The 21,298-nt window shown below is 60.7% G+C and carries 18 protein-coding genes; 8 read left to right on the top strand and 10 right to left on the bottom strand.

Annotated elements, in window-relative coordinates; all coding sequences use genetic code 11:
* The first annotated feature begins 22 nt into the window (after window positions 1-22).
* From PPUTUW4_RS15450 to PPUTUW4_RS15470, 5 genes are all read left to right on the top strand, one after another.
* Entirely contained in the window at window positions 23-1,165 is a 1,143-nt protein-coding gene (locus PPUTUW4_RS15450; RefSeq protein WP_015095517.1) for a spermidine/putrescine ABC transporter substrate-binding protein, read from the top strand.
* A 31-nt stretch (window positions 1,166-1,196) separates the two neighbouring features.
* Window positions 1,197-2,114 (top strand): ABC transporter permease, encoded by a 918-nt coding sequence (locus PPUTUW4_RS15455; RefSeq protein ID WP_015095518.1) that lies wholly within the window; start codon window positions 1,197-1,199, stop codon window positions 2,112-2,114.
* A gap of 1 nt (window position 2,115) precedes the next feature.
* Window positions 2,116-2,943, top strand: a complete 828-nt coding sequence (locus PPUTUW4_RS15460) for an ABC transporter permease (protein ID WP_015095519.1) — start codon at window positions 2,116-2,118, stop codon at window positions 2,941-2,943.
* Window positions 2,936-4,408 (top strand): aldehyde dehydrogenase family protein, encoded by a 1,473-nt coding sequence (locus PPUTUW4_RS15465; protein ID WP_015095520.1) that lies wholly within the window; start codon window positions 2,936-2,938, stop codon window positions 4,406-4,408. Before PPUTUW4_RS15460 ends, PPUTUW4_RS15465 begins: the two co-directional genes overlap by 8 nt.
* Before the next feature lie 615 nt (window positions 4,409-5,023).
* Window positions 5,024-5,791 (top strand): metallophosphoesterase, encoded by a 768-nt coding sequence (locus tag PPUTUW4_RS15470; protein WP_015095522.1) that lies wholly within the window; start codon window positions 5,024-5,026, stop codon window positions 5,789-5,791.
* 13 nt (window positions 5,792-5,804) lie between these two features.
* Here the strand turns inward: PPUTUW4_RS15470 and PPUTUW4_RS15475 are convergent, their stop codons facing one another.
* Complete coding sequence (locus tag PPUTUW4_RS15475) at window positions 5,805-6,005, bottom strand: CstA-like transporter-associated (seleno)protein (RefSeq protein WP_015095523.1); 201 nt, start codon at window positions 6,003-6,005, stop codon at window positions 5,805-5,807.
* A 199-nt stretch (window positions 6,006-6,204) separates the two neighbouring features.
* Between PPUTUW4_RS15475 and PPUTUW4_RS15480 the strand changes: the two genes are divergently transcribed.
* Complete coding sequence (locus tag PPUTUW4_RS15480) at window positions 6,205-7,236, top strand: NAD(P)-dependent alcohol dehydrogenase (RefSeq protein WP_015095524.1); 1,032 nt, start codon at window positions 6,205-6,207, stop codon at window positions 7,234-7,236.
* Window positions 7,237-7,830: 594 nt separating this feature from the next.
* Here PPUTUW4_RS15480 and PPUTUW4_RS15485 read toward each other — a convergent pair.
* The 5 genes from PPUTUW4_RS15485 to PPUTUW4_RS15505 all read right to left on the bottom strand — a co-directional run bounded on the left by PPUTUW4_RS15485 (window position 7,831) and on the right by PPUTUW4_RS15505 (window position 12,246).
* Window positions 7,831-9,381 carry a glycosyltransferase family 39 protein gene (locus PPUTUW4_RS15485; RefSeq protein WP_015095525.1) on the bottom strand — a complete coding sequence of 517 codons (1,551 nt, stop codon included), beginning with the start codon at window positions 9,379-9,381 and terminating at the stop codon, window positions 7,831-7,833.
* Between the two features lie 3 nt (window positions 9,382-9,384).
* The gene (locus PPUTUW4_RS15490) at window positions 9,385-9,663 is read right to left on the bottom strand and encodes a lipid-A-disaccharide synthase N-terminal domain-containing protein (protein ID WP_007976061.1); all 279 of its coding nucleotides are present in this window, start codon (window positions 9,661-9,663) and stop codon (window positions 9,385-9,387) included.
* A complete protein-coding gene (locus PPUTUW4_RS15495) occupies window positions 9,660-10,400 on the bottom strand; it encodes a glycosyltransferase family 2 protein (RefSeq protein ID WP_015095526.1) in 741 nt (246 codons plus the stop codon). Before PPUTUW4_RS15495 ends, PPUTUW4_RS15490 begins: the two co-directional genes overlap by 4 nt.
* 49 nt (window positions 10,401-10,449) lie before the next feature.
* Window positions 10,450-11,427 carry an NAD-dependent epimerase gene (locus PPUTUW4_RS15500; RefSeq protein WP_015095527.1) on the bottom strand — a complete coding sequence of 326 codons (978 nt, stop codon included), beginning with the start codon at window positions 11,425-11,427 and terminating at the stop codon, window positions 10,450-10,452.
* Window positions 11,428-11,625: 198 nt separating this feature from the next.
* A complete protein-coding gene (locus PPUTUW4_RS15505) occupies window positions 11,626-12,246 on the bottom strand; it encodes a cell wall hydrolase (protein ID WP_015095528.1) in 621 nt (206 codons plus the stop codon).
* 142 nt (window positions 12,247-12,388) lie between these two features.
* On the opposite strand from PPUTUW4_RS15505, the gene PPUTUW4_RS15510 reads away from it, so the two are divergent.
* Both PPUTUW4_RS15510 and proS read left to right on the top strand, forming a co-directional pair.
* Window positions 12,389-13,240 (top strand): CAP domain-containing protein, encoded by an 852-nt coding sequence (locus tag PPUTUW4_RS15510; RefSeq protein WP_015095529.1) that lies wholly within the window; start codon window positions 12,389-12,391, stop codon window positions 13,238-13,240.
* Window positions 13,241-13,460: 220 nt separating this feature from the next.
* Window positions 13,461-14,951, top strand: a complete 1,491-nt coding sequence (gene proS / locus PPUTUW4_RS15515) for a proline--tRNA ligase (RefSeq protein ID WP_015095530.1) — start codon at window positions 13,461-13,463, stop codon at window positions 14,949-14,951.
* Window positions 14,952-15,724: 773 nt separating this feature from the next.
* Here the strand turns inward: proS and PPUTUW4_RS28180 are convergent.
* From PPUTUW4_RS28180 to PPUTUW4_RS15535, 4 genes are all read right to left on the bottom strand, one after another.
* Window positions 15,725-15,880 carry a DUF2474 domain-containing protein gene (locus tag PPUTUW4_RS28180; RefSeq protein ID WP_083884577.1) on the bottom strand — a complete coding sequence of 52 codons (156 nt, stop codon included), beginning with the start codon at window positions 15,878-15,880 and terminating at the stop codon, window positions 15,725-15,727.
* Entirely contained in the window at window positions 15,867-16,883 is a 1,017-nt protein-coding gene (cydB, locus tag PPUTUW4_RS15525) for a cytochrome d ubiquinol oxidase subunit II (protein WP_015095531.1), read from the bottom strand. The genes PPUTUW4_RS28180 and cydB overlap by 14 nt, the downstream gene beginning before the upstream one ends.
* A gap of 17 nt (window positions 16,884-16,900) precedes the next feature.
* Window positions 16,901-18,322, bottom strand: a complete 1,422-nt coding sequence (locus PPUTUW4_RS15530) for a cytochrome ubiquinol oxidase subunit I (RefSeq protein WP_015095532.1) — start codon at window positions 18,320-18,322, stop codon at window positions 16,901-16,903.
* Window positions 18,323-18,459: 137 nt separating this feature from the next.
* Window positions 18,460-20,784, bottom strand: coding sequence for an FdhF/YdeP family oxidoreductase (locus tag PPUTUW4_RS15535; RefSeq protein ID WP_015095533.1), 2,325 nt, complete (start codon window positions 20,782-20,784; stop codon window positions 18,460-18,462).
* Window positions 20,785-21,298: the final 514 nt, after the last annotated feature.

The raw sequence follows: 21,298 nt of genomic DNA on the forward strand, positions 1-21,298 counted from the left end.
TCAACCGGATGTGGAGCGTGTTATGGACCAGAAGACCTTTATCAAAACCCTGCGCAGCTGGCAGAACGGCTCGATCAGCCGCCGCGAGTTCCTTGGCCGCACCGGCCTCGGCATTGCCGCCGCCGTGGTCGCGACCAATATGCCCGGCCTGCTGACCTCCAGCGCCGAGGCCGCCGAACAAGCCAAGCTCGGTGATCGCCTGTCGCTGGCAACCTGGCCGAACTACCACAGCCAGGAGAACCTCGACGCCTTCGGCAAGACCACCGGCGCCCGGGTGTCGATGAGCGTGTTCGGTTCCAACGAAGAAATGCTCGCCAAATTGCAGGCCGGCGGCAGTGGCTGGGACGTGCTGGTGCCGACCAACTACACCATCAGCACCTACGTCGGGCTGGGCTTGATCGAACCGCTGGACCTGTCGCGCATTCCCAACTTCGATGCCTCGGCGTTCCAGCAGAAATTCATGGCCCAGGGCACGGTGGACGGCAAGGTCTACGCGGTGCCGAAAAACTGGGGTACCACCGGCATGCTCTACGACACCGGCAAGCTGAAAAACGGCCCGACCAGCTGGAAGGAATTCTGGGCCGCCGCCCAGGGCCCGGCCAGTGGCCGGACGATGGTCCACGACTACCAGTTGACCGCCATCGGCAACGCCCTGAAAAGCTTCGGCTACAGCTTCAACTCCCTGGACCCGAAAGAACTGGCCGACGCGGAAAAACTGCTGATCGAGGTCAAGCCGCACCTGTTCGCGATCAACTCCGACATTCAACCGTCGATGCGCAGCGGCGATGCCTGGCTGGCTATGTCCTGGACCGGCGACGCTTCGCAACTGCACCGCGACAACGCGCAAATGCAGTTCGAATTGGGCAAGGAAGGGGGCGAGTTGTGGAGCGACTTCTTCGCGATTCCCAAAAGTTCGGAACACAAGGACGCCGCCTACGCGTTCATCAACTACCTGCTCGACCCGCAGCACAACAAGCTGGAAGTGCTGAGCCACGGCTACCCGAGCGGCGACAAGCGTGTCGACGCACTGCTGCCTGTGGCGATGCTCGACGACCCGATCATGTACCCGGCTGCCGAGGCCTTGAGCCCGCTGGAGTTCGGTGCCGCCGCGACGCTGACCAGCCCGGCCCGCGCCGAACTGATGGCGCGTTTCAAGTCCGCCTGATCGCCTGACCATGGCCAATGAGGAGTCACCCATGAATGCCGCCGCCCACCCGCAAACGGTGCAGCCAGGCCATGCCCTGTCGGCCGAGGTTCGCCAGCGGCGCAGCCTCGGCCGGCGCATCACCCTGCTGATGCTCTTGCCTTCGACCCTGTGGTTCCTGCTGCTGTTGTTGATGCCGCTGGTGATCATCCTGGTTTTCAGTTTCGGCGAGCGCAGCGCCGTGGGCGGTTACGCCGGTGGCTTCACCCTGGCCAACTACCTGAACCTCGGTTCTCGTGGCGCAGCGTTCAGCAACACGCTGATGCTTGCGCCGCTGGGCACCCTGGTGTGCCTGGCAGCGGCCTATCCGCTGGCGTACTTCCTCGCGGTCAAGGTCAGCAGAAACCGCTCGCTGTTGCTGACCCTGGTGATCGTGCCGTTCTGGACCAGTTTTCTGATCCGCACCTATGCGTGGATTTTCCTCCTCAGCGGAAAAGGCATTCCGGCGCTGCTGGCCAGCCTGGGTCTGGAGGATGTGCGGCTGATCAACACGCCGTGGGCGGTGCTGATCGGCATCGTCTACGGCTACCTGCCGCTGATGGTGTTCCCAATCTACGTCAGCCTGGAAAAACTCGACAAGCGCCTGCTCGAAGCGTCCGCCGACCTGGGCGCCAGCGCCTTCGAAAGCTTTCGCCGGATCACCCTGCCGCTGTCTGCGCCGGGGATCATCACCGGGGTGATGCTGGTGTTCATCCTGCTGATGGGCGAGTTCCTGATCCCGGCCATACTCGGCGGCGGCAAGGTGTTCTTTGTCGGCAATGCGCTGGTCGACCTGTTCCTGCAATCGCGCAACTGGCCGTTCGGCAGTGCGCTGGCCATGACGTTGGTGGCGATGATGCTGCTGATCATCGGCGTGTATCTGAAACTGGTGGCGCGCTACGGCGGCCGCCCTGCCGACGGAGGTTTGTGACATGTGGCTGCGCAGCTATTCCACTTCGCTGTACCTGTTCCTCTACGCGCCGATTGCCTTGATCGTACTGTTCAGCTTCAACGCCGGGCGCAGTGGCCTGGCCTTCCAGTGCTGCTCGGTGCAATGGTTCGGCACCGCGTTCGGCAACCCCTTCATCATGGAAGCCCTGGGTAACAGCGCGCTCATCGCCTTCAGCTCGGCGGTGATCGCCACGCTGTTCGGCACCCTGGCGGTGTTCGGCTTGCAGCGCTGCGGCGCCAAGGTGCGCCTGCTGTTCGATGCGCTGACCTACTGCGCGATCATCGTGCCCGGTATCGTCATCGGTATCTCGACGCTGATCGCCTTCATCAGCCTGTTCGACCTGATCAACCCGCTGCTGGCGAGCTGGTTGCCCACTGTGCCGAAGTTGAACATGGGGTTTTTCACCGTGATCGCCGCGCACTCGCTGTTCACCATGGCCCTGGTGATGGTGATCGTGCGCAGCCGTGTCGACTCGCTGGACAAGGCCTTGCTGGAAGCCTCGGCGGACCTGTACGCGCCACCGATGGACACCTTCTGGCGGGTGACCCTGCCGCAGATCAGCCCGGCGATCATGGCCGGGTTCCTGCTGGCCTTCACCTTCAGCTTCGACGATTTCATCATCGCCTTCTTCGTCGCCGGTTCCGAAACGACGTTGCCGATCTACATCTTTTCCTCCATCCGCCGCGGCGTGACGCCGGAGATCAACGCAATTTCCACGGTGATCATCTGCGTGTCGCTGGCCCTGCTGTTCACTTCCCGCCATCTGCAAAACCGCCGCACCGGCGTCCAGGAGTCGCACCATGCGTGATCAGCTCTACATCAACGGCGAATGGGTCAGCCCGGACCTGGGTGGCTATCTGGACGTGATCGATCCTGCCACCGAACAGGCTTTGCACCGCGTGGCAGCGGGTACTGAAGAAGATGTCGACCATGCCGTGCGCGCCGCTCGCAGGGCCTTCGATAATGGTTGGGGTCAGACCAGCGGCGCCGAGCGTGCGCAGTGGCTGGAGGCATTGGCCGATGAACTGGAGGCCGGCAAACAGGCACTGGCGGAACTGGAAGTGCGCGACAACGGCAAACCGCTGCCCGAAGCGCAGTGGGACATTGGCGATGCGATTGGTTGCTTTCGTTACTACGCCGGTCTGGCCCGCGATCTGGATCAGCAACAGGACCAGCCGCTGGCCCTGCCGGACGAGCGTTTCCGCTGCCGCATCCGTCACGAACCGATTGGCGTGGCCGGGCAGATCATCCCCTGGAACTACCCGCTGCTGATGGCTGCGTGGAAGGTGGCGCCAGCCTTGGCCGCCGGGGCCACGGTGGTATTGAAACCGTCCGAGCTGACGCCGCTGACCGCCCTGGAACTGGCCGCCGCCGCCGACCGTATCGGCCTGCCCGCCGGGGTATTGAACCTGGTCACCGGCCTCGGCGCCGACGCCGGCAGCCCGCTCACCGAGCATCCGGGCGTGGACAAACTGGCCTTCACCGGCAGCGTGCCCACCGGGACGAAAATCATGTCGGCGGCGGCGCGGGACATCAAGAACATCAGCCTGGAACTGGGTGGCAAGTCGGCCTTCATCGTATTCGATGACGCCGATGTCGAAGCCGCCGTGGAGTGGATTCTGTTCGGGATCTTCTGGAACCAGGGCCAGGTGTGCAGCGCCACATCACGCCTGCTGGTGCAGGAAAGCATCGCCCCACGCCTGATCGAACGGCTGGTGGAGGAAACCCGCAAGATCAGCATCGGCCCCGGTATGCAGCCCGGGGTTCTGCTGGGTCCGCTGGTCAGCCAGGGCCAGTATGACAAGGTGCTCGGATTCATCGACCAGGGACTGGCCAGTGGCGCCCGTTTGCTCACCGGCGGACGGCGCCCGGCGCATCTGGCCGAAGGGTATTTCATTGAGCCGGCGATCTTCGATGAGCCCGGCCACAGCAGCATTCTGTGGCGCGAAGAAGTGTTCGGCCCGGTGCTGTGCATCAAGCGCTTCAAGACCGAAGAACAAGCAGTACAAATGGCCAACGCCAGCCGCTTCGGCCTGGCCGCCGCCGTGATGAGCGCCGACCTGCAGCGCACCGCCCGGGTCGCCAACCAGCTGCGCGCCGGAATCGTCTGGGTCAACTGCTCGCAACCGACCTTCGTCGAAGCGCCCTGGGGCGGGATGAAACACAGCGGCATCGGCCGGGAACTGGGGCAATGGGGGCTGCACAATTACCTGGAGGTCAAGCAGGTGACCGAGTACGTCAGTGACCAGCCTTGGGGGTGGTATTTGAAGTAAACCAGTCAACTGTGGGAGCGGGCTTGCTCGCGAAGGCGGTAGTTCAGTCAATATCTCTATTGGATTTGCCGGACTCTTCGCGGGCAAGCCCCGTCCCACAGGGATTGTGGCCAGCCGTGGGATTGGCGTTCACTGAAGATCAAAACTGTGGGAGCGGGCTTGCGAAGGCGTGGTTCAGCCAATATCTCTATTGGATTTGCCGGACTCTTCGCGGGCAAGCCCGCTCCCACAGGGATTGTGGCCAGCCGTGGGATTGGCGTTCACTGAAGATCAAAACTGTGGGAGCGGGCTTGCGAAGGCGTGGTTCAGCCAATATCTCTATTGGATTTGCCGGACTCTTCGCGGGCAAGCCCGCTCCACAGGGATTTTGGCCAGCCGTGGATTGGCGTTCACTGAAGATCAAAACTGTGGGACGGGGCTTGCCGCGAAGGCGGTAGTTCAGCCAATATCTCTATTGGATTTGCCGGACTCTTCGGCAAGCCCGCTCCACAGGGATTTTGGCCAGCCGTGGATTGGCGTTCACTGAAGATCAAACTGTGGGAGCAGGCTTGTGGCGACGAGCTCACAACGCGTAACTTGATTGACCAGCCCTCCAAGACACGCCGGAGTTGACCCATGCGCATCGCCTTGCTGTCCGACATGCACCTGTCCGTCAACGCGGTCCCCTTTCCCGCCGTGGACGCCGATATTGTCGTGCTCGCCGGGGACATCGCGCGCCCCGCCAAGGCCATCGAGTGGGCCAGGGCGTGCCCGGTTCCGCTGCTGTACGTGGCAGGCAATCACGAGTTCTATGGCAGTGACCTGGTCTCGACCTACGAACAGCTGAACAGCCTGGCGCAAGGCACGCAGATCCACGTGCTGGAACGTAAGGAGTACGTGCAAGACGGCGTGCGCTTTCTCGGTTGCACCTTGTGGTCTGACTATCGTCTGCTCGACAGCCCCGAGGACCGAGCGCTGGGTATCAACCTGGCGACTCAACTGATCCGTGACTTCAGCCACATCAAGATCGCCCCCGATTTTCCAGACCTGTTCACGCCGGCCATTTCCCAGCTGGTGTTTCTGCAGACGGTCGCCTGGCTGGAAGACTGCTTCGCCCGCGACAGCAGCACGCCCACGGTGGTGGTCTCGCATTTCGCCCCGACACGATCGAGCATCAGCCCGACGTTTGCCGGTTCGCCTATCAACTCAAGTTTTGTCTCGGATCTCGAAGCGCGGATCAAAGACTGGCAGCCGGCGCTGTGGCTGCATGGCCACACCCATGGCAGTTTTGATTATCGGGTGGGCAATACCCGCGTGGTCTGCAACCCTCGGGGCTATGCCAGGAACGGCATCAACGAAAACCCCGATTTCGATGATGCCTTCGTGATTGAGCTGGATTTCTGAGGTAGCTCTCGAGTCAGCAGCACCGCGTATTGCACTTGCCCCGACCGAAACGCGCTTCCTGGCGTTCGCGGAAAAACGCTTCATAACTCATCACTGGCTCGCCCGGACGGTTGCGGGCCATTTGTGCCACGTAGTTGTCGTACTCGGGTACGCCGACCATCAATCGGGCGCTCTGGCTGAACATTCTGGCGACCTGCTGCAGTTTACGGAACATGGCGGATCTCTCTGTTGTCGTGGGACCTGGCCCATGAAACCGCGCTCATGTATCGGCATTGTGTCCAGATCGGGCGCCTTTGTATTTTCAAGTATCCAGGCTCGCGCCCGATGCGACGCCGGCAACCCGCTACACTTTCCTCGCTCCGCCGCTGCACCCGAGCGGCCACGACCCCTGACTTCTGATCTGGAGGTATCCCATGAGCGACAGCAGCGAACTCACCACCTTTACCGGCTGGGCCGCCACGACAGCGGGCGCGCCACTGGAACGCTACAGCTACGATCCCGGTCCGTTGGGCAACGATGAGGTGGAAGTCGCCGTGGAGTATTGCGGCGTCTGCCACTCCGATCAGTCGCTGATCGACGACGACTGGGGTATCAGCCGCTACCCGTTCATTCCCGGCCATGAGGTGGTCGGCCGTATCGTGCGGATGGGCGCCCAGGTGCGTGGCCTGGAACTGGGACAACGGGTGGGTATCGGCTGGTACAAGGGCAGTTGCATGCATTGCACGTCCTGTATCGAAGGCTCACATAACCTGTGCAGCACGGTGCAGCCGACCATCATCGGCAGCAACGGCGGCTTTGCCGACCGCGTCCGCTCGCACTGGGCCTGGGCCCTGCCGATCCCGGCGGGGCTCGACCCGGCAATGGCCGGGCCGTTGTTCTGTGCCGGCTCGACCGTGTTCAACCCGCTGGTGGAATTCGGCATCAAGCCCACCGACCGGGTTGGCGTGGTGGGCATCGGCGGCCTCGGTCACCTGGCGCTGCGCTTTCTCAACGCCTGGGGCTGCGAAGTCACGGCGTTCACCTCATCGCTGAGCAAGCAGGACGAAGCCAGGCGCCTGGGCGCACACAAGGTGGTTGCCTCGACCGACTCCGATGCGCTCAACGACATTGCCGGCACTCTGGATTTTCTCCTGGTCACCGCCAACGCCAACCTCGACTGGACCGCCATGCTCGCCACCCTGCGTGGCAAGGGGCGCCTGCACTTTGTCGGCGTCGTGCCCGACGCGATTCCGGTGCACGTGTTCAACCTGATTCCCCAGCAAAAAACCCTGTCCGCCTCACCGGTCGGTTCACCCGCCAACACCGCGGCCATGCTGGAATTCTGCGCCCGCCACCAGATCCTGCCGCAAGTCGAGATGTTTCCCATGAGCCGGATCAACGACGCCATCGATCACTTGCGCAGCGGCAAGGCGCGCTACCGCGTGGTGCTGGACGCCAGCCGGTGACAGGAGAGCCGAACGCGGTCCCCTGTGGGAGCTGGCCTGCCAGCGATGGTCGTTAACGATAACGCGGGTGAGCTGGATGAACGCGGTCCCCTGTAGGAGCTGGCCTGCCAGCGATGGTCGTCAACGATAACGCGGGTGAACTGGATGAACGCGGCGCGCTTGAGTCCATCGCCAGCAGGCTGGCTCCTACAGTTTTAGCGTGGGCACGGTCCTTTGTGGGAGCTGGCTTGCCAGCGATGGTCGTTAACGATAACGCGTGCTAACCGGATGAACGCGGCGCGCTTGAGTCCATCGCCAGCAGGCTGGCTCCTACAGTTTTAGCGTGGGCAGGGTCTTTTGTGGGAGCTGGCTTGCCAGCGATGGTCGTTAACGATAACGCGTGCTAACCGGATGAACGCGGCGCACTTGAGTCCATCGCCAGCAGGCTGACTCCTACAGTTTTAGCGTGGGCACGGTCCTTTGTGGGAGCTGGCTTGCCAGCGATGGTCGTTAACGATAACGCGGGTGAACTGGATGAACGCGGTGCGCTTGAGTCCATCGCCAGCAGGCTGGCTCCTACAGGCTCCCGGGAATATGTGAAGGACCTTTTTTACCTCAGGGATTGGCTGCCTGCGCCGGTGCCATTGGCATGTGCGGGTCATTCCAGCTGAACCGATAGGCTTTGCCAGCCTCTTGCGGCTGGCATTTGCCGTTGTCGGCATCCGCGCCCACGATCGACCAGTTCGCCCGGGCGTTTTCGCCCAGCTCACGGGCCGCGTCGGCGTTGAAACACTGGTTCAAAACGTCATCCGGCACCAAGGCGTAGGCCTTGGGGTGTTCGCGCAAATACAGCGCGGCCTTCTCGATGGACGAATTATCCATGCCGAAATGCACGATCGGCTGGCGGGCGAACAACCAGTGCCCCTCCTCCCAGTTGACCAGCACCAGATCGGCGCCCCGGGTCATGGTCGCCGCCTGCGCCATGAGCACCTGATCGATATTGGTGCCGTCCTTGAGCGGTTCGATGAGCCCCCGGGCGAACCACAGCGCGAACCAGGTTGCCACCAGTGCCGGGAACACTCGACGCAAACGCGGGTGCTTTTTGAACCAGCGTTTGAGCAGCCACGGAATCAGCGGCGCGGCGACCAGCACCAGCCCGGGCAGCGCCGGGTAGATGTACAACTTGCGCTTGCCCGTGCTGATGCAGAAAAACAGCACCACCAGCACCACCCAACCGAGCAGTACCAAAACCCTGCCGTCGCGTTTTTGCAACTGCCGGCGCCAGGCAGGCACCAGCCAAGGCAGCACCAGCACCAATGGCAGCCAATACTGCGGAATCACCTTGGTGAAGAAGTACCAGAACGGTTCGCGGTGATGCCATGCAGCGGCATAGCGGCCCGCTGTCTGACGCAGGAGGATCTCCCGCGCATAGGCCATTTCGTCGGCGCTGCCATTGAGTATGATCGACAAGGCCAGGGGCAACAGCCAGATCGCGATGGCGCCAAGCATCAGCGCAAACCCGAGCAACCACTTGCGCGCCTCGCCAGGCATGGCCACCACGCCGGGCCAGCCTTTGCGCACCGCATAGGCGTACGGAATCAGCAACAGCGCCGGCAGAAAACCCACGCCCTTGGTGATCACGCCGATGCCCATGGCCGCGCAGCCGGCGTAAAACCAGCGCCACGCCGGGCCGAGCAGCAGATGGCGCGCCAGACCGTAGAGCCCAAGCGAAGTGAACAGAATCAAAAAGCTGTCGATCTGGCCGGTGCGCAGGATGCTGTAGGTCTGGTAGGTCGCCAGGTACAGCAGCGCGGCGTTGCGCCCGGTACGCTGGGTCCACAGGCGACGACCCAGGTCATAGACCATCGCCGTGACCGTCACCGCCGAAAACAGTCCCGGCAGATAGAGCGCGATGTTGGGCTTGCCGGTCAGCCAGGTGAAGAACGCCACAGTCCACATGAAAATCGGCGGTTTGTCACCGTAGATCTCGGCGGCACGGTGCGGGATCAACCACGAGCCGTTTTGCAGCATCTCCAGGGCGACGCCGAGGAAGCGCTCCTCATCCACGTTCTGAGCCTGGCGTAGCCCCAGCCCCGCGCCGATCAGCAACAGGGCAAGCAGCATCAGTCCCAGGCACTCGACCCGGGGCGACAACGATCTACGCATGGTTTATTCCTTCACGCTGCGGCTTTTGGCAATCAATTGCAGGTTGCGAAAATAGACGATGGAGCCAAAGGCCTGCCCGGCAATGAACACCGGATCCTGACGGTAGATGGCGTAAGCGAGCAGCAAGGAGCTGCCGACGATGCTCAGGTACCAGAAGCTGGTCGGGATCACGCTGCGTTTCTTGTATTCGCTATACAGCCACTGCAGGACAAAACGCCCGGTAAAGGCAATCTGCCCCGCAAAGCCGACCACCAGCCACAGAGTTTCACGGGTCAGCATCATCCTTCGAGCTCCTGGGCAATGGTGTTCAGCCGCGTGCGCTTGATCAGCCACCAGACGCCGATCAGGTCGAGAATGCCGACCAGTGCGCGGTCGAGGTTGCCGTATTTCGACACCCCGGCCGTGCGCGGCCGGTGGTTGACCGGGTGCACGATCATGCGCCCGTTGTGGCGCTGGATCAGCGCCGGAATGAAGCGGTGCATGTGGTCGAAGTACGGCAGGCGCAGGAACGCCGCGCGCTCGATCAGCTTCAGGCCGCAACCGGTGTCCGGGGTGGCGTCCTTTAGCAGGCGGCGGCGCAGGTTGTTGGCGAACCGCGAGGCGTAGCGTTTGCTCGCGGTGTCGCGGCGATTGACCCGGTGCCCGGCGACCAGTTGCACATCGACCTTGCCCGGTTCGCCGCGCACCAGCGCCAGCATGCCGGGGATGTCCGCCGGGTCGTTCTGGCCGTCGCCATCGAGGGTCGCCAGCCATTGCCCACGGGCCTGCCGGGCGGCGTGGTACAGCGAAGTGCTCTGCCCCAGCGAGCGCTCGTGATGGAGGATGCGCAGGGTGTTCAAGCCGTCGTGGCGGATCTGCCGCAGCTCCTGCAGGGTCGCATCGGTGCTGCCATCGTCGACGACGATGATTTCGTACGACTCATCGGCCAGCGCCACGCGGATTTCCTCAAGCAGCGGCTTGAGGTTGTTCGCTTCGTTTTTGGCCGGGATCAGCACGGATACAAAAATGTCTTGGCTCATGGGGTCTCTCTCGCCTTTCATGATTTTTTCGAGATCAGAGGCGAACGCTTCAAATCCGATAGAACTGCCGATACCACTGCACAAACGCTGCGACGCCGGTTTCCAGCGTCACCTGCGGGCTGAAGCCCACCCACTCGGCCAGTGCCGAGACATCGGCCCAGGTCTTGACCACATCACCGGCCTGCATCGGCAGGTAGTTGCGCCGGGCCTGTCGATCCAGGGCCGATTCCAGGCACTCGACGAAATCCAGCAACGCCACCGGCTTGCCACGCCCGATGTTGAAGAGCCGGTTGACGCCAGCGCCAGAGCCTTGCGGCACCGGTGGCTTTGGGCGCAGTCGGGCGATGCCTTCGACAATGTCGTCGACATAGGTAAAGTCGCGCGACATCTGGCCCTGGTTGTAGATGTCGATGGGCAGGCCTTTGAGGATGGCGTCGGTAAACTTGAACAGCGCCATGTCCGGGCGGCCCCACGGGCCGTAGACGGTAAAAAAGCGCAGGCCACTGGCTTTCAAGCCATACAAGTGGCAGTAACTTTCGGCCAACAGTTCATTGGCGCGCTTGCTGGCCGCGTACAGCGATACGGGATGATCGACAGGGTCCTCGACATTGAACGGCATCTTGCTGTTGGTGCCGTATACCGAGCTGCTCGAGGCATAGATCAGGTGCTCGGGGCGATGGTGCCGACAGGCTTCCAGCACATTGAGGAAACCCACCAGGTTCGACTGGGCATAGACATCCGGGTTGTCCAGCGAGTAACGCACCCCGGCTTGCGCCGCCAGGTGCACCACCTCGGTAAAACCATGGTCGCGGAACAGGTCCATCAGGGCCGGTTTGTCGACGATGTCCATTTTCCGGAAGCGAAAACCCGGCAACGTCTCCAGCACCTTGAGGCGTGCGTGCTTGAGTTCCACGTCGTAGTAGTCATTGAGATTGTCGATACCGACAACCTCCTGACCCTCGTGGCACAAGCGCCGGACCGTATGAAAACCGATGAAACCGGCGGCACCGGTGACCAGGACGGTCATCGGGCGCACGCTGACGACTGCGCCGCGTTCGACGCGAAATTACTGATCCAGACCCTCACCCGCTTCATGTGCAGTTCCTGCTTATAACGTCATGTCACGCACGGTTGCGTCATGCAGCTTATAAAACAGAAACATTTCAGTTTGGATAACGCCGCGCACGACCTCTGCAAAAACACTATCTGGCCGAAATCAGCGCTGCTACCTGGCCGATCCGTCACGGGGCTTATAGAACCGGAACAGGCCGATATCCACGGTCCTGATGTATTCCCTGGCCCAATCCGGCTTGACCGTACGATCATGGAAATACAGGGCACCCTGGGTGCGATCCGGCAGCTCCTTGTTCAGGGCCTTGCGCGCGATTTCCTTGGCCATCGCGTAAGGCACTTCTTCCTGGACCGAGTCGGATCTGCCGTCACACCACCAGGAGAACTGACAGCTCTTGGTCTCCGATCCCTGCTTGACCACTTTGCACACCGTGTCCGGAAAGCCCTCGTGACCCAGGCGATTCATGACCACATTGGCCACCGCCTCCATGTCGGCAGAGTCCTTGCCCTTGGCTTCCCAGTAAATGGAGCGGGCCAGGCACGTGATCGCATCGTCCAGCGGCGCGGCACCCGCCGGGTCAACGGCCTGGACCTCGGACGGGGTAATGGCTTCGACCTTGGGAGCCGTTGCGGGGGATTTATTCTCGGCGGCCTTCTGTTCCAGCACCTGGGCCTTGTTCTCCGCCGATTCCTCTTTTTGCTCCTGATCCGTAGCCGATACCGGGCCGGCGAGCAGTGTGAGGGCGAAGCAGGTGGCGATCCAGTCGAGGCGCATGGTCGGTGTTACTCGGTGAGTGGTTCGATTCAGTCTAGTCGTGAAATGATTTCGCCCACCCCACTACACTCTGGATAAATCCGTTGTCTTAAATGGGCCAACTTCGCGCATCATGAGCGCCATCTGCTCAAAGGGGATTTTCATGGGATTCATCTCATCCGCAATGCGCTTGGCCGGTGTGTCACTGGGCCTGGTATGTGCCGCTAACGCCATGGCGGCGGACGAAGCGCAATTGATCGAATCGATCAACGTCTACCGCAGCCAACTGCAGCGCTGTGCCGGCCAGGTGTCATCGGAGCTGCCGCCGCTGTCGGCCGACCCGCGCCTGGTGCTGAGCGCCTCGAGCATCGGTAATCTGCAGCAGGCCATGGCCGCTGCCGGTTATCCGATGAAAAACGTGCAGGCAATCAGCCTGTCCGGACCTCGCGATGCAGCCGCAGCGATGAAGGCGATCCAGGAGAGTTTTTGCCAGATCGTCCTCGACCCGCAATTCGTCGATGTCGGCGTCAGCCGCCAGGACCAGCAATGGCGCATCGTGGTCGCTCGGCCATTGTTGAGCGCACGCCTGGGCGACGCGCAGGCCGAAGGCCAGAAGCTGCTCGCCGAACTCAACACCGCACGCACCCAGCCACGCCAGTGCGGCACGCAATCCTTCGCCGCCGCGCCAGCGCTGGCCTGGAACGCCACACTGGCCAGCGCCGCCGAAGGCAACTCGCGTTCCATGGCCAACAACAACTATTTCGACCACAAGGACCGCGACGGCCGCACCCCGGGCGACCGCGCGGAACTGGCCGGCTACAACTTCCAGCAGATCGGCGAAAACATCGCCGCCGGGCAAGACACCGCACACAAAGTGGTCGAAGGCTGGCTGTCCAGCCCCGGCCACTGCGCCAACCTGATGAACCCGCAGTTCCGCGAGTTGGGCGCGGCGTATGCGACCGACCCGAAGAGCGATGCGGGGATTTACTGGACGGCGATGTTTGGGGCGCAGTGAGTGCCATAGCCCCCGAAGCGATTGCATTGGGGGTTCTTTGTGGTCAATGAACACGTCGAAGAGCGGAGTAACTTCACAAAATGAAAGATCCTTCTGAAGGAAATTTCTGAAATATGAAAAACCACACATGAAATCTTGAAATTTCAAAGCCCAATAAATATACCTAGCCCCATACGACACCATTTCGAATAGCAAATTTCGACCTCAAAGTCAGGGCTCTATGAAAAACGCAATATCACCTACAAGAAATGAAAACTTTTCTGACTGGTATCAACAAGTGATTATCCAGTCGGAAATGGCTGAGAACTCTCCAGTTCGAGGTTGCATGGTTATCCGTCCTTGGGGATATGGCATATGGGAGCAGATTCAACGAGAACTTGATCAGAAAATCAAAGACACAGGACATTCAAACGCCTATTTTCCACTATTGATTCCGTTATCCTTTCTTCAAAAAGAAGCCGAGCATGTTGAAGGCTTTGCCAAAGAGTGCGCGATTGTAACCCATCACCGTCTCGAAAAATCAGCGGATGGAACCCTTACTCCCGCAGGAACACTAGAAGAACCGTTGATCATCAGGCCCACCAGTGAAACGGTCATCGGTGCATCCTTTTCACGATGGGTACAAAGCTATCGGGATCTGCCGCTCCTTATCAATCAATGGGCGAACGTAATGCGCTGGGAAATGCGTCCTCGGATTTTCCTTCGCTCATCGGAGTTCCTATGGCAAGAAGGTCACACCGTTCACGCAACTCATGATGAGGCCTTGGACGAAACGCTAAAGATGCTGGATATCTACGAGCGCTTTACTACCGAGCACTTGGCCATACCGGTAATCAAGGGCGAAAAGTGCTCTTGGGAGCGTTTTCCGGGCGCCGTCAGCACCTACACCATTGAAGCAATGATGCAAGACGGCAAGGCCCTGCAAGCAGGTACCTCTCATTTTTTAGGCCAGAACTTCGCACAGAGTTCAGACATCCGTTTCGTGAACAAAGAAGGGATAAAGGAACTGGCATGGACGACGTCCTGGGGAGTATCCACGCGATTGATCGGCGCGATGATAATGGCCCATGGAGACGATGACGGGCTAATACTCCCGCCCCTCGTGGCGCCGACCCAGGTGATCATTGTTCCGATCGTCCGCGACGAACAGAATGCAGATGCCATCCATGACTACTGTAAAAAACTGCAAAAGCAGATATCCCGGAAGAAGCTGAAAGGGCAAAACCTTCGGGCCAGCATCGATTGGCGGGACATGAATGGCGGTGAAAAAAAGTGGTACCACATCAAGCGTGGCGTCCCTGTCCGGGTCGAGATCGGGATAAAGGAACTAGAGCAAAATGTAGTGTCCTATTCCTGTCGAAACAACTGCAAAACCCTACTGAAGCTTGACACTGAAAGTTTCGTTAAAAATATCTCGAAAATACTGACCACCCTTCAAAAAGACATGTTGGAGGTAGCACAGAAGAAACTGTCCGACAACACCACAATGATCACTACCCTGGACGAATTCAAAAAGCGCTTTAAACAGAACGCAAAACTTAACGCCTTTGTTCTTGCCCCCTTCACCGAAGATGAAAAAGTTGAAAAAGCCATCGGAGAGCTTGGAGCAACCGTTCGCTGTATTCCGCTAAAACAACCTAAAGCTTCCGCAACCTGTTTATTCACCGGTCGTAAAACGGACACCTGGGCACTTTATGCAAAGTCATATTGATCCCCGGCAACGAAGGCCAAGACACACCCGCGCGTCCAAAGCCTGAGGCCTTCAGCCGTTACCTTGCGCCCGATCAGGTACTGCAACAGGATTGATGCCAGTGCGTTGGTGACGAATACCACATTGATGATTTCGTGCATTTGCTCGGTGGAGCACGTCGTCAGCAAGTATTGGCCTACATACATGTGAAACTGCCCGAATACGCCGGCCAACAGGACACTGGCTAGCGTGAACCTGGGCGCTGTAATGACAGGACTCTATGCCCTTCAAGAAAGTTTTTGCGGTGAGACTGAAGTCCTTGGCCGCGAGGAGCGAAGCTTGCTCGCGAAAAACGTCTGATCAACGCGATCATTCAGACAGCGCGCGTTATCGTTGACGTCCATCGCGAGCAAGCTCGCTCCTACAGGGAAACACGTACCCATCAGAACTAGGTCGGCCGGTAGGCCGCCTCGCTTTGGCTTTTGATCTTCTTGCCCCATCGAGAGGCCGAGCGCAGGTACTGCGCAGTGGGCAACCCGGCATGGATGCCGGGTTAGCCGCCGCCGGCCATGGATGGCCGATGGCGGCGGGCTCACGGAGCAGGACCGGAGCGAGGGAATGCCGAGCCTAGGCGAGGCATCGAACGTAAGGGGCAAGAGCCCTTTGGTTACTTTGGGGCTTTTCCAAAGTGACCCGCCGTAAGGGCGGAACCAATAGTCGCCGTGACCGCAGAAATGGATATTCACCCAATCCAAACACCTCAAAGCGAACTGGAACCCTCTAACGACTTGCCATCAGTGACTACTCATACCAGCCGCCTGCATCAACATCCGCAACGCCCCCGCCACCACCCCCAACGCAACCACACTGCCCAGCCAGATCAACACCAGCCACCCCAGGCGCTTGTACCAAGGCGCCGGTGCCGGTTCACGGGATTCAATGGTAGCCATCGCCAATCCTCACTTTGCCGCGGAACACGTAGTAGCTCCAGACCGTGTACATCAGGATGATCGGCAGAATGAACAGCGCCCCGATCAGGATGAACAACTGGCTGGTCGGCGGTGATGCCGCGGCCCACAGGCTGATCGACGGCGGCACGATGTTCGGCCAGATACTGAACGCCAGACCGATGTAACCGAGGAACACCAGCATCAGGGTGAAGGCGAACGGCCAATGGGTGTGGCGTTGGCGCAGGGTCTTGAGCAAGCCGAACATCGCCAGCAAGGCCAGCACCGCGAGGCCTGCGAACACCGCCAGGTGCGCATGGGCAAACCAGCGCGTGGCGATGTCCGGATGCAGGATCGGCGTCCACACACAGATCACGCCGATCACCGCCAACAGTAGCCAGGCCAGGGGCCGGGTGAACAGGCGCATCCGCGATTCGAGCATGCCTTCGGTCTTGACCAGCAACCAGGTGCTGCCGAGCAGCGCATAGGCGACGATCAGGCCGACTCCGCAGAACAACGGAAAGGGTGCCAGCCAGTCCAGCGATCCACCGGCGAACTGGCGGTCGACCACCGGGATACCGGCAATGTAAGTGCCGATCACCACGCCTTGGGAGAAGGTCGCCAGCAGCGAACCGCCGATGAACGCCATGTCCCAGACATGACGTTTTTCAGGGCTGGCCTTGAAGCGAAACTCGAACGCCACGCCGCGAAAGATCAAGCCGCACAACATCAGGATCAACGGCAGGTACAGCGCCTCCAGGATCACCGAATAGGCCAGCGGGAACGCGCCGTACAGCGCCGCGCCACCCAGCACCAGCCAGGTCTCGTTGCCGTCCCAGACCGGTGCCACGGTGTTCATCATCACATCGCGCTCCTGCGCATCCGGGATCAGCGGAAACAGAATGCCCAACCCCAGATCGAAGCCGTCCATGATGACGTACATCATCACGCCGAAGGCGATGATCACGCCCCAGATCAGCGATAAATCGATACCTTGAATACCCATGACTCAACTCCCTTCCTTCAATTGACGCGGGCGTCGGTTTCGAGGATTTCAGCGTCGGCGGACAGCGGCCGGCGCGGTGTGATGACCTGATCGGGATGCCCCACAGGCGCATGCTCGTGATGGGGTTTGGGCCCCTTGGCCACCAGTTTCATCATGTAGCCGATACCCACCGTGAAGACCGAGAAGTAGATCACCACGAACAGCGCCAACGAGATGCTCAACTGCGTGACGCTGTGATTGGACGCGGCATTCGCGGTACGTTGCAGGCCATACACTACCCACGGCTGGCGCCCCACTTCCGTGGTGATCCAGCCGGCGAGCATGGCGATCAGGCCGCTTGGGCCCATCCACAGCATCAAGCGCAGGAACCAGCGGTTGCGGTAGATGGCACCACTGCGACGCAGGACCAGGCCGAGCACGCCGGCCAGCACCATCAACATGCCCAGCCCGGCCATGACGCGGAAGCTCCAGAAAATGATCGTCGCGTTGGGGCGATCCTCTTTCGGGAAGCTCTTGAGCGCCGGGATCTGCTTGTCGAGGCTGTGGGTCAGGATCAGGCTGCCCAGGTACGGAATCTCGATGGCGTATTTGGTCTTCTCGGCCTGCATGTCCGGGATGCCGAACAGCACCAGCGGCGTCGCTTCGCTACCGTTGTTTTCCCAGTGCCCTTCGATGGCAGCGATCTTCGCCGGTTGATGTTCCAGGGTGTTCAAGCCGTGGGCGTCGCCGACCACGGCCTGGATCGGGCAGACGATCAAGGCCATCCACAACGCCATCGACAGCATCTTGCGCACTTGTCTGGTGTCGTTGCCGCGCAGCAAATGCCAGGCCGCCGACGAGCCGACAAAGAACGCCGTGGCCACGAAAGCGGCAATCGCCATGTGCGCCAGGCGGTACGGGAACGACGGGTTGAACACGATGGCCAGCCAGTCCAGCGGCATCACGCGACCATCAACGATCTCGAAACCCTGCGGCGTCTGCATCCAGCTGTTGGAGGCGAGAATCCAGAAGGTCGAAATCAGCGTGCCGATGGCCACCATCACCGTCGAGAAGAAGTGCAAGCCGCGCCCTACCCGGTTCCAGCCGAACAGCATGACCCCGAGGAAACCGGCCTCGAGGAAGAACGCCGTGAGCACTTCATAGGTCAGCAAAGGCCCGGTGATGCTGCCGGCGAAGTCGGAGAAGCGGCTCCAGTTGGTGCCGAACTCGTAGGCCATGACCAGCCCCGAGACCACGCCCATGCCGAAGTTGACGGCGAAGATCTTCGACCAGAAATGGTAGAGATCGCGGTAGGTGTCGTTGTGGGTCTTCAGCCAGAGCCCTTCGAGCACCGCCAGGAAACTGGCCAGCCCGATGGTGATGGCGGGAAAGATGATGTGGAACGAAACCGTGAACGCGAATTGCATCCGCGCCAGGTCCAGTGCCTCCAGATTGAACATATCGAAATCCTCATTGCGGATTTAAAACTGTGGGAGCGAGCTTGCTCGCGATGAGGCCGGCACCTTCAACATCAATGGCGTCTGGCACCCTGCAATCGCGAGCAAGCTCGCTCCCACAAAGTCTTGAGTGATCGGTACTACGCAGCGGAGGTCGAAATCAGGTTGCTGGCCCTGGCCTGCTCCAGCCGGATGGCGACGAACTTGGAAGTCGGGGTGAAGGTGCGGTCACCGAAACTTTCCAGCGGCACCAGCGGATTGGTCTCCGGGTAGTACGCTGCCGCCTGACCGGCCGGAATGTCGTAGGCGATCAGGGTAAAACCACTGACCCGACGCTCGCGATCGTCGTCCCACAGCGCCACCAGGTCGACCTTCTGCCCCGGTTCGAACCCCAGCCGGCGGATGTCCTGCTCGTTGGCGAAGACCACGTCGCGCATGCCGTAGACACCGCGATAACGGTCATCCAGGCCGTACAGCGTGGTGTTGTACTGATCGTGGGAGCGCATGGTCTGCAGGATCAGGTGCGGCTTGACCGCCAGGTTGCGTACGCCCTCGCTGATCAGGTGCTCAGGCAGCACGCTCGGAGTGAACTGGGCCTTGCCGCTGGCAGTTTTCCAGATGCGCCTGGCCGCGTCGTTGGGCATGTGGAAACCGCCCGGATGCAGCAAGCGCCGGTTGAAATCTTCGAAGCCGGGAATGGTGTCGGCGATCATGTTGCGGATGCGCCCGTAGTCGCCGATGGCCCAGTTCCAGTCGATCGGGTGCTTGCCCAGTGTCGCGGCAGCGATGCCGGCGATGATCGCCGGTTCCGACAGCAGGTGTTTGGACTTGGGTTTCAGTTGGCCGTGGGAGATGTGGATCATGCTGAAGGTGTCTTCCACGGTGACGCCTTGCGGCCCTTCGGCCTGGATGTCGATGTCGGTGCGGCCCAGGCACGGCAGGATCAGCGCTTCACGACCGGTGACCAGATGGCTGCGGTTGAGCTTGGTGGCGATGTGCACGGTGAGGTCGCACTTGCGCAGCGCAGCGTGGGTACGCGGCGTGTCGGGGGTGGCCTGGGCGAAGTTGCCGCCCAGGGCGATAAACACTTTCGAACGCCCCTGCTCCATCGCGCCGATCGCCATCACGGTGTTGTGGCCATGCTCACGCGGCGGCTTGAAGGAGAAGCGTTTTTCCAGGGCATCGAGCAACTCGGTGGGCGCCAGTTCGTTGATGCCCATGGTGCGGTCGCCCTGCACGTTACTGTGGCCGCGAACCGGTGACAGGCCCGCGCCGGGCCGGCCGACGTTGCCGCGCAGCAGCATCAGGTTGATGACTTCCTGCAGGGTCGGCACCGAGTGCGTGTGCTGGGTCAGGCCCATTGCCCAGCACATGATCACCCGTTTGGCCCGGGCGTACATGCGGGCGGCGAGCTCAATGTCGGCCAAGGACATGCCGGACTGCTGCTCGATGTGCTCCCAACTGGTGGCGTCGACTTCGCCCAGGTAGGCCCCCATTCCCGAGGTGTGTTCGGCGATGAACTCGTGGTCGAACACCGGCTCGCCGCCGCTGACCTGTGCTTCGCGCTCCCACTGCAGCAGGAACTTGACCATGCCGCGCATGACCGCCATGTCGCCACCCAGTGCCGGGCGGAAGTACGCGGTGTTGGTCGGCTCGGAGCCGTTCATGAGCATTTCGATCGGGTGCTGTGGATGCTGGAAGCGCTCCAGTCCGCGCTCCTTGAGCGGGTTGATGCAGATCACCTGGGCTCCGCGCTTGACCGCTTCGCGCAAGGGCTCGAGCATCCGCGGGTGGTTGGTGCCGGGGTTCTGGCCGATGACGAAGATCGCGTCGGCATGTTCCAGGTCGTCGAACACCACGGTGCCTTTGCCCACGCCGAGGCTTTCGATCATGCTCACCGCGCTGGCTTCGTGGCACATGTTGGAGCAGTCCGGAAAGTTGTTGGTGCCGTAGGCCCGCACGAACAGCTGATAGAGGAATGCCGCCTCGTTACTGGCCCGGCCCGAGGTGTAGAACTCGGCCTGGTCCGGCGATTCCAGCGCGTTGAGGTGCCGGGCGATCAGCGCGAAAGCCTCGTCCCAGGTGGTTTCCACGTAACGGTCGGTGGCCGCGTCATAGCGCATCGGGTGGGTCAGGCGACCCTGATACTCCAGCCAGTAATCGCTCTGTTCGGCCAGCGCCGAGACGCTGTATTTGTTGAAAAACGCCGGGTCGACCAGACGGCCGGTAGCTTCCCAGTTAACCGCCTTGGCGCCGTTTTCGCAGAACTTGACCATGCCGTCTTCCGGCGACTCGCCCCAGGCGCAACCGGGGCAGTCGAAGCCGCCGTTCTGGTTGGTCTTGAGCATGGCGCGAATGTTCTTCAGCGCGTTTTCACTGCCCAGCCAGTTCCTGGTAACAGCAATCAGTGCACCCCAACCGGCGGCGGCACCTTTGTAGGGTTTGTAGCGGTCGACTTGAGACATGGTACTTCTCCGTGACCTGATTCAGGCCATTGATCGTTTGACGGAGAAAAGCATATGGACGGGGATTAATTATTGTCTAATCGCTATTTACGACCGCATTATCGAAACGCTCTATCACGAGTTTAAATACTTATTTTTCAATAACTTGAAATCACTTACAGCCCTTGAAACCACAAAATAAAGTTCATCATCGACCCGCTCGATCACCCGGTTGTTAATAGTGATTGGACGCCCGTTAAAGTTGCTCTTAGCCTGCGCTCAACAGATCCGTTAACAGCGCAATACCTGTAGGAGCGAGCTTGCTCGCGATGGACTCAAGAGCACCGCATTCAGCCAGTAAGCACGCGTCATCGTTAACGACCATCGCGAGCAGGGCTCGCTCCTACACTTATCCGTTAACAGCGCAATACCTGTAGGAGCGAGCTTGCTCGCGATGGACTCAAGAGCGCCGCGTTTAGCCAGTAAGCACGCGTCATCGTTAACGACCATCGCGAGCAGGGCTCGCTCCTACACT

Source organism: Pseudomonas sp. UW4 (genome assembly GCF_000316175.1).
Taxonomy (GTDB): domain Bacteria; phylum Pseudomonadota; class Gammaproteobacteria; order Pseudomonadales; family Pseudomonadaceae; genus Aquipseudomonas; species Aquipseudomonas laurylsulfatiphila.